Here is a 5,601-nt window from a genome sequence, read left to right as displayed (position 1 = left end):
TGAACCACGTTGAACGTTTGAACAATATTGAACTACTGTTCCTTATGTTGAACCATGTTAATATTGAACAGTTTTCTTTCTTGACTATCATCAGGCTGGCAACTACAATTTAGAAAGGAATGTGAAGTTTAGGAACCAGAGAATAAAGGCGGAGCGGCCCCGGAAACTAGCATTAGAGTGGTCCCGCAAGGGGGCACTAAGTAGTTAGATGCCGGGCTCCGCCTTAATCTTTTTGGTGAGCAGATATACTCCCGCGAGGCAGTTCCGAGTTTGTAGGTTTCCAGACCCCTCCCATTGACTACAACACTACTCGAGATCGATCGAGACTTGGTCGGCCTTGACAGAACAGGGAGGTGCCTATGGCTAATAACAGAAAGTTCAAAAGTTCAAAGGCCAGGAAGTTTGAGGACCTGAATGTATACAAACAAGCCAGGATGCTGACCAACAAGGTTTATGAGATAACGAGGCGAGGTGGCTTCTCCAAAGATTACAGTTTGGTAGATCAGATACGCAGGGCTTCTGTATCGGTGATGTCGAACATTGCTGAAGGATTTGAGCGTGGTTCCAACACCGAGTTCATCCAGTTCCTCTATATTGCAAAAGGTTCTTGCGGCGAGGTCAGGTCTCAGCTCACTATTGCCTATGATCAGAAGTATGTTGGTGAGGACGACTACAAGAACTTGGTCGAGCGATGCGTTCAGGTTAGTGTAATGTTGGCCAATTTCATTGGCTATCTGAGAGGTTCAGGCCTTCGAGGCGCGAAATTCAAGAAAATTCCGAGGAAAAGCATGGCAGAAGAGCTGGACGAGATGCTCGAGGAAATCAAGCGTAAACACAACAAAAAGTAGCTCAATATTGTTCAAGTGTTCAACTGGGCTTATGGTGATCAGGGCCAAGCTAACAACTTGTTCAAAACGTTCAACTGTTGTTCAAGGTTGTTCAATGTTGAACCACGTTAAACAATGTTGAACAATATTGAGTTACTGTTGCTTGTTGAGCAGCTCCAGCATCTTGTCTGCATCCGTGGTCGGGAGCTTGCACACATAGTCTCGACAGACATAGGCGGTTGCCTTTCCGTCTATGCTCGTCTGGCCCTCGGTGAATGGAGCGACGCGAATGATATCAGGTGATTCCTGTTCACTCGGGCGCAGAAGGACTACTTTGTTGGGGACAAACCGTGCCCTCATTGATTTCAACATTGCCTTTGTGTCATCCGCCTCTGAGTCGCCAGCGAGGACCACCTCATAAGAGGGCCCTATTCCGAAGTCGACAGCAACCATCAGTTGAGTATACCCAGATGGTGATTGTTTGACACCGCTAGAAAAAGCGCGTCCGATTCTGGCTGCATTCTCTTCGAGATCAGAATTGGCGGTCATGCGTCCGAGACGAAGCAGATTTAGCATTGCCACAGAGTTCCCGGACGGTACCGCACCGTCATAAACCTCTTTGCTGCGAACGATTAGGTCTTCCCCGTCGTCGGGTGTGAAATAGAATCCTCCCCCCTGCTCATCCCAGAAGTGCTCGAACAAGACTTTATTAAAATCAAGAGCGGCCTGAATGTAGCTAACATCAAAGGTTGTCTCATACAGTTCAAGCAGCCCCCAAGTCAGGAAAGCGTAGTCATCAATGTACGCCATTACGGCAGCCTCGCCCTCTCTATAACGGTGGAAGAGCCGGTCTCCTCGATCGCGCATATTCTTCAAAATGAAATCGACACAGCCCTTAGCCGCTTCCGCATAGCGGGGGTCATCAAAGGCTCGTGCTCCTTTGGCCAGGGCAGCGACCATCAATCCATTCCAGTCCGTGAGAATCTTGTCGTCTTTATAAGGATGAATACGCTTCTCGCGTGCAGCGAAAAGTTTCTTGCGTGCCTTGTTCACGCGCATTTGAATATCCTGTTCAGGCATTTTCAGCTCGGAAGCCAATTCTTTGAGCGGCTTCCTCAGATGGAGAATGTTCTTGCCCGTTTCCTGTGAGGTCGCCTCGTCTCTGAAATTCCCATCCTTCTCAACATTGAATACTCTAATGAATAGATCCGCTTCTTCTCTATTGAGAGCCTGTCGGATCTCGTCTTGGCCCCACACATAGAACTTCCCCTCCTCGCCTTCGCTGTCAGCATCTCCCGCAGAGTAGAATCCACCTGTGGGCGCAGTCATGTTGCGTAACACGTAAGCGAAAATCTCTCTTGCGGTATCTTCGTATTCCTTCTTTCCTGTTGCCTGATACGCCTCTGTGTAGGCCATCGCCAGCATGGCTTGATCGTATAGCATCTTCTCAAAGTGTGGTACAAGCCATTGGGCATCGGTGGAGTAGCGGTGAAATCCAAATCCAACATGGTCATACATGCCACCCCTGCGCATTGCCTGAAGAGTCCTTTCGACCATCTGCAAGGCTTTCTTATCGCCCGTTCGCCTCCAGTAGCGAAGCAAAAAGAGAAAGTTGTGGGGGGTCGGAAACTTTGTGCCAGACCCAAAACCGGCATATTTCTCGTCAAATCGCTGAGCAAGCTGCTCATAAGCATCTCTCAGGACTGATTCACCCAACTCTTCGCCCGGCGAATTACTCGACGCCTGCTGGAGAGCGCCAGCAATCTGATCAGCAGAAGTCAAAACCTCGTCGTGCTGTCCAGTCCAGACCTCTTTGATGCGAGTAGCCAATTCCATCATACCAGTGCGTCCAAAGCGACTCCTTTTGGGAAAATAGGTACCGGCAAAAAATGGCTTTTTGTCAGGCGTCATTATGATGGTCAACGGCCATCCACCTCCACCCGTCATCATTTGACAAACAGTCATGTAGATGTTGTCAAGGTCCGGCCGCTCTTCACGGTCGACTTTGATACAAACAAACACTTCATTCATCAGCCTGGCCACCTCCGGATCCTCAAACGACTCGTGCTCCATTACATGGCACCAGTGGCAGGTTGAATATCCGATGGACAGAAAGATGGGCTTGTTCTCCCTTCGAGCCTTGTCAAATGCCTCTGGCCCCCATGGATACCAGTCCACAGGGTTATCGGCATGCTGAAGCAGATAAGGGCTTTTCTCCAGCCCCAGTCGATTCTTGTGTTTTCCAGACTTATCCCTCAAATCACCTGTTTGCTTTGAAGCCAATTTCATATACCCTTTTCTTGTTCCCCCTGAGTCAGACTCGCGATACCCAATCCACTGACCCGAGAAGAGCAGCCCTGATCCCACCGCGCTAGCGGCAAGTACGGCGATGGTCCAACGTAGTATGGCTTTACTCTCTGGCTTCACACTCAAATCCCCTGCAGCACTGGCCGTAATCTGCTGTGTTGTGGTATCTGCAGGCAGGACCGTTGACTACAGCTTTTCGCCCTTTATACTTATCGTTTCAGTCTCAAACGGTATGTCTTTCCCAGCTTCCTTTATGGCCTGCTGGACAAGGTGTACGAGACCAAAACAACACGGGACCTCCATGTGCAGGACCTTTATGCTTTTGGGATTTGCCGCCTTGATTATGTCTTTCACCTTTTCTTTGTAGGCTTCAGCATCATCAAGTTTCGGACACCCAATGGCAATCGCCTTGTCTTTCAGATAGTCCTGGTGGAAGTTCGCGTATGCAAAGGGAACACAATCAGCGACTATCACAAGATCCGCGTCCTTGAAGTAGGGCGCAACCGGCGGAACCAGATGGAGCTGTATTGGCCACTGCCGCAACTCTGAATCGAGTTCCACAGGCTTGGCAGTCTCTTTCTTCTTCTCTGGCCAGTGGAGCACCTGGGCCCCGGGACATGCAGTCACGCCCTTTGGCATCTTATGGCTGTGATGTTCAGGTAACTCTTCTGCGTGTTCTTTGAGGTGTCGGAGGTGCTCCTCAAGTATCTCCGGGGCAACTTCCTTTATTCGAGCAACCGTCGCCTCTTCATCGTAAACATCTGATTCTCTCTCCTCGACAGTTAATGCTCCCGTGGGACACGCGCCGAGACACGCACCGAGGCCGTCGCAAAAGAACTCTTTCACCAATCTTGCCTTTGGGCCTTCGGGCGTATCGACAATCTGCAGTGCCTGTTCGGGGCAACCCGGTATGCACACCCCGCATCCATCGCACAAATCTTCATCAATCTTAATGATTTTTCTCATCACTTTGGGCACATCACACCCCCTCAATTGTGGTCATTTAGAGGCTGTCAACTCAGGAGCCTCCTACGTTCTTCCCTTTGGACTTCTCTGGCTGTCAAGGCCACAAGCTAACTACGCCAATCATCCTCCCACTAAATTGCAAGAAACCGCACAAAAGTCAAGCCACTTTTCTGGCTGCCCAGCGCTTTCCGTCAAATTTGCAGATTTGTATGCCTGGCACCATCTCTCACAGCCCACCACCACACGCAACCTCCCAAATTCCCATCTACCCTTCCCCACACCTTCGAAAATCGAACTTCCACTCAACCCATCTCCCAACCTTCGAGAATAGAAACTACGAATTTCGAAGGGGCAGGGTAGGGGTGATGAGAATTTCGCAGTTTCGGGTCTCGGGTGATGTAGGGGAGGGAATTTCGTTATCTCCAGCCTTTCCTGCGCATAGCGTACAGCCACTTCCAGTGGTAATCTGTGGTTAAGGGGTTTCAAGTGCTTGGCAGCAGTTCAGGGGAGAGGAGCCAAGAGATGTACCAAGCACCTTCGTCGGTGCGCTCCAAGCAAAGGACCGTGGAGGGGTTGAAGTTTGCGATGGTTGGGTCCTGTGAGCCAGTGAGCAGTGCTGAAGCGAGTCTCCCCAGGAAAGGGAGGTGTCCAACAAGCATAAGGTCTCGTTCGGCCCTAGAAAGTTCTCTGATCCAGGGCTCCACATCATCATTGGGAGTAAGCCCGTCAGCCTTTGCCACACCCTCTTCCAATTCCACTGAGGCTCCAAGGATGTCAGCAGTCTGCTGCGCGCGCAGCTTTCCACTGTGCTCGATGGCTGTCACCTTTAGACAAAGACGGCCGATGAATTCGGCGACCTTCTCTGTGTCTTTGCGGCCTGTGTGTGTGAGCGGGCGCTGCGGATTCTCATTGCTTGACGCGGCCTCACCATGCCGAACCAAATAGACCTTCACTCTTCTCCTTCAACTGCCTTCCGTCTTGCCAGATTTTAGATCTACGATCTGATATCTGAGATAGGTTAGATCTCATCAGCCAGTTCGAGGAACCGCTTGTAGGGAATTGCCGTCCAGCTCTCTGCCTGAAGTGCTCCGTGGGAAAGGCTAATCATTGATACTTTGGCGGCCATCTCCTCGTCGGGTGCCTCGTAAATATCAAGGAAATCGTAAGGACCAAGAAGAGCATAGTGCGCAATAAACTTCACCTCTGGGCACGTCTTCTTTATGAGAGCCTTCCACTCCTGCCCAATCTTCGCCCTATCCTTCATCTTCCTGGTCAGCTCGGGCGAGAGCTTGGTCATCAACACGTAAGTGGCCATAACAACCCTCCTGTTTGTCTCTCCACTTTCGCTTATCCCAGAACAATCCTAACACAAACCCACCCGGTTTTCCAGATGGTTATCTGGTCCTCCAACAAAAATGTGCGGGCCCATCCTGTGGATTTGCCTCTTAAGGCTTGACCCGACTTCGCTCCTCTTAGCTCCCCCACTTCACCCTCCGTGGCT

5 protein-coding genes are annotated in these 5,601 nt (G+C 50.5%); 1 reads left to right on the top strand and 4 read right to left on the bottom strand.

Annotated features, from left to right (window positions below):
* Positions 1–359: 359 nt before the first annotated feature.
* Positions 360–848 (top strand): four helix bundle protein, encoded by a 489-nt coding sequence (locus E3J62_03020; GenBank protein TET46880.1) that lies wholly within the window; start codon positions 360–362, stop codon positions 846–848.
* Between the two features lie 132 nt (positions 849–980).
* Here E3J62_03020 and E3J62_03015 read toward each other — a convergent pair whose 3' ends face one another.
* From E3J62_03015 to E3J62_03000, 4 genes are all read right to left on the bottom strand, one after another.
* On the bottom strand, positions 981–3,116 hold the full coding sequence (locus E3J62_03015; GenBank protein ID TET46882.1) for a thioredoxin domain-containing protein: 2,136 nt from the start codon (positions 3,114–3,116) through the stop codon (positions 981–983).
* A gap of 204 nt (positions 3,117–3,320) precedes the next feature.
* Complete coding sequence (locus tag E3J62_03010) at positions 3,321–4,103, bottom strand: 4Fe-4S dicluster domain-containing protein (GenBank protein TET46881.1); 783 nt, start codon at positions 4,101–4,103, stop codon at positions 3,321–3,323.
* Positions 4,104–4,582: 479 nt separating this feature from the next.
* Complete coding sequence (gene sixA / locus E3J62_03005; GenBank protein TET46879.1) at positions 4,583–5,053, bottom strand: phosphohistidine phosphatase SixA; 471 nt, start codon at positions 5,051–5,053, stop codon at positions 4,583–4,585.
* A gap of 65 nt (positions 5,054–5,118) precedes the next feature.
* Complete coding sequence (locus E3J62_03000; protein TET46878.1) at positions 5,119–5,415, bottom strand: GYD domain-containing protein; 297 nt, start codon at positions 5,413–5,415, stop codon at positions 5,119–5,121.
* Positions 5,416–5,601 lie beyond the last annotated feature (186 nt).

This window comes from candidate division TA06 bacterium (assembly GCA_004376575.1).
GTDB lineage: Bacteria > Hydrothermota > DG-26 > E44-bin18 > E44-bin18 > E44-bin18.
Note: the sequence above shows the minus strand (reverse complement) of the source record. Positions and strands in the feature narration are given on the sequence as shown.

Bases quoted from the DNA above. Each gene is read 5' to 3' on its own strand.
- E3J62_03015 (TET46882.1), bottom strand. From the start codon at position 3,116: ATGAAATTGGCTTCAAAGCAAACAGGTGATTTGAGGGATAAGTCTGGA.
- E3J62_03020 (TET46880.1), top strand. From the start codon at position 360: ATGGCTAATAACAGAAAGTTCAAAAGTTCAAAGGCCAGGAAGTTTGAG.
- E3J62_03000 (TET46878.1), bottom strand. From the start codon at position 5,415: ATGGCCACTTACGTGTTGATGACCAAGCTCTCGCCCGAGCTGACCAGG.